Genomic DNA, 2907 nt, shown 5'->3' on the forward strand with positions numbered 1-2907 from the left:
GTCAGTTGCCATTGTTGAAGTTATGCCATATCACTTAGTTGTTGTGACTTCATCACCTGACAGACCTGATGATTGTGGCTTCACGTTGATCGCCTTTGGTGAAATTTAACGAACTCAGGAGTCAGAAGTCAGATAGGGGAGCCGTCGGATTGGCGACGTACAGAAGTTTTTTTGGTAACAGGGATTAGAGCAACCCTCTAAAAACATTTTGCTAATCAAGGCGGGGTTGCGCGACCCAATTATTTTGATAAATAAGATTTTTGAGATGGCAGTGAATATAGCGCTAGACTTTATAGTTTGAGGTATTTTTGCCTATTTTACTATATACTTGGGTAAGATTTCAGCTTCTGTTTCTACTCCCTTTGATCAAGATATCAAACCCTGAAACCTGATCTAATACTAAGTAGAAAAGCTTAAAACACAAATAATATAAAACAATGAAACGAAGAAAACTAATTAACCATATTGCAACTGCTGCAAGTGTCGCAACTTTAGCCGCTTGTAGTCAAACTACCACTGAAACTACCTCTACTGATAGCTTGCCCTCTGTAAAATGGAGAATGACCACGAGTTGGCCTCGTTCCTTAGAAACAGTTTTTGGTGGGGCACAAACAGTATGCGATCGCGTCGCAGCTATGACTAATGGCAGATTTACCATTACCCCCTATCAAGCTGGTGAAATAGTCGGAGGTTTAGAGGTTCTGGATGCTGTCCAACAAGGTACAGTACAATGTGGCCATACTGCTAGTTACTATTATGTTGGTAAAAATTCAGCTCTTGCTTTTGGCACTGCTGTCCCCTTTGGCTTAACTGCCCAACAACAGAATGCTTGGTATTATCATGGTGGAGGGTTAGAAATAATGCACAAGCTTTACTCCGACTTTAACATTATTAGTTTTCCTGCTGGTAATAGTGGGACGCAGATGGGAGGCTGGTTTAAACGAGAGATTAACACAGTTAACGATCTAAATGGTTTAAGTATGCGTATCCCTGGTTTTGGTGGGGAAGTAATGAAAAAATTAGGTGTAAATGCTCAAGTATTGCCTGGTGGTGAAATTTATCTAGCTTTGGAGCGAGGCGCTCTTGATGCTGCGGAATGGGTAGGTCCTTATGATGACCAGAAACTAGGTTTAAATAATGCTGCGAAATACTATTATTATCCTGGTTGGTGGGAACCTGGTCCGACTTTTGAGGTGCAAGTTAATCTGGATGAATGGAATAAGTTGCCAAAAGAATATCAGGAAACTTTTAAAAGTGCTGCATATCAAGCAAATATAAGTATGCTCGCCCAATATGATGCTTTAAACGGAGCAGCATTGGCAGAATTGATAGCAGGTGGCACTGAATTACGCCCTTACAGTCAAGAAATTTTACAAGCAGCACAGAAAGCAGCTTTTGAATTTTACGAAGAGAAAGCTAATCAGGATGCAACCTTTAAAGAAGTCTACGAACAGTGGAAAAAGTTCCGAGAACAGATTTATCAATGGAATGCTATTAATGAATTAAGTTTTGCTCAGTTTGCCTTCAATAACTCCCCAAGCTGAATCAGAAGAGAGGGGAGAGGGGGAAGAGAGGGAAGAGGGAGAGGTTGCTGTGACTAAATTTGAGAAGAGCGAGAATGTCCTAACTGCTCTGGTGGTTGCTATCAATAAATAACATATAAGATAATGAAACGTCGAAACCTAATTAGTTATGCTACTGTTGCTGGTACAAGTGCAGTTGCTTTACCTGCATTGAGTCAAACCGAACCCCAACAGATAAAATGGAGAATGGCAACGAGTTGGCCGAAATCTCTGGATACTTTGTTTGGTGGAGCACAGAGGATTTGCGATCGCGTCACAGTTATGACCAACGGTAAATTTACTATTACTCCCTATCAAGCTGGTGAAATAGTCGGAGGGTTGGAAGTCTTAGATGCTGTACAACAAGGCACCGTACAATGTGGTCATACTTCTAGTTTTTATTATAAAGGCAAAAATCCTACTCTTGTGTTTGCGACTACTGTTCCATTTGGTTTTACTACCCAACAACAGAATGCATGGCTATATCATGGTGGGGGTCTAGAAGTGATGCAAAAAGTTTATGCTGATTTTAACATTATTAACTTCCCTGCGGGTGGCATAGGGGCACAAATGGGTGGTTGGTTTAGGCAGGAAATTAATACTTTGGCTGACCTCAATGGTTTAAAGATGCGCATTCCTGGTTTAGGAGGGGATGTGATGAGTAAGTTGGGAGTAAATGTTCAGGTGTTACCTGGTGGGGAAGTTTATTTGGCTTTAGAAAGAGGTGCTATTGATGCTGCTGAATTTACTGGACCTTATGATGATGAGAAATTGGGTTTATATAAGGCTGCAAAATATTATTATTATCCTGGTTGGTGGGAACCTGGTCTGACTTTAGATGTATTGGTTAATTTGGATGCTTGGAATAAGTTACCAAAGGAATATCAGGAAATTTTTCAGACTGCTGCTTATGAAACTAATTTGAATATGTTGGCTCAATATGATTTTTTGAATGGTGAAGCTTTGCCAAGATTGATTGAAAAAGGTGTTCAGTTGAGACCTTTTAGCCCAGAAATTATGCAAGCTGCTCAGAAAGCTGCTTTTGAAATTTATGAGGAAAATGCTAGTAAAGATGGGAGTTTTCAGGAAGTTTATCAACAGTGGAAAAAATTTCGGGAGCAAGTTTTTAATTGGAATAAAGTTAATGAGTTGAGTTTTGCTCAGTTTTCCTTCAATAACCCAAAGTGAATTGAGAATTGAGAATTGAGAATTGAGAATTCGCATAAAGGAAGTGTTTTTCCCACTGTTCCCTATTCCCTGTTCCCTGCTATAACACATAAATAAATAAGTGAATTGAGAATTGAGAATTCGCATAAAGGAAGTGTTTTTCCCACTGTTCCCTATT

Annotated in this window: 2 protein-coding genes; both read left to right on the plus strand. The window is 39.7% G+C overall.

The window, feature by feature from the left end:
- The first annotated feature begins 437 nt into the window (after positions 1-437).
- On the plus strand, positions 438-1544 hold the full coding sequence (locus tag D5R40_RS31655) for a TRAP transporter substrate-binding protein (protein ID WP_124146384.1): 1107 nt from the start codon (positions 438-440) through the stop codon (positions 1542-1544).
- Positions 1545-1667: 123 nt separating this feature from the next.
- A complete protein-coding gene (locus D5R40_RS31660; protein WP_124155787.1) occupies positions 1668-2750 on the plus strand; it encodes a TRAP transporter substrate-binding protein in 1083 nt (360 codons plus the stop codon).
- The last annotated feature ends 157 nt before the right edge of the window (positions 2751-2907 follow it).

The sequence above is a fragment of the Okeania hirsuta genome (assembly GCF_003838195.1).
GTDB lineage: Bacteria > Cyanobacteriota > Cyanobacteriia > Cyanobacteriales > Microcoleaceae > Okeania > Okeania hirsuta.

Excerpts from the sequence above, each read along its gene's own strand:
- D5R40_RS31655 (WP_124146384.1), top strand. The coding sequence starts at position 438 with ATGAAACGAAGAAAACTAATTAACCATATTGCAACTGCTGCAAGTGTC.
- D5R40_RS31660 (WP_124155787.1), top strand. The coding sequence starts at position 1,668 with ATGAAACGTCGAAACCTAATTAGTTATGCTACTGTTGCTGGTACAAGT.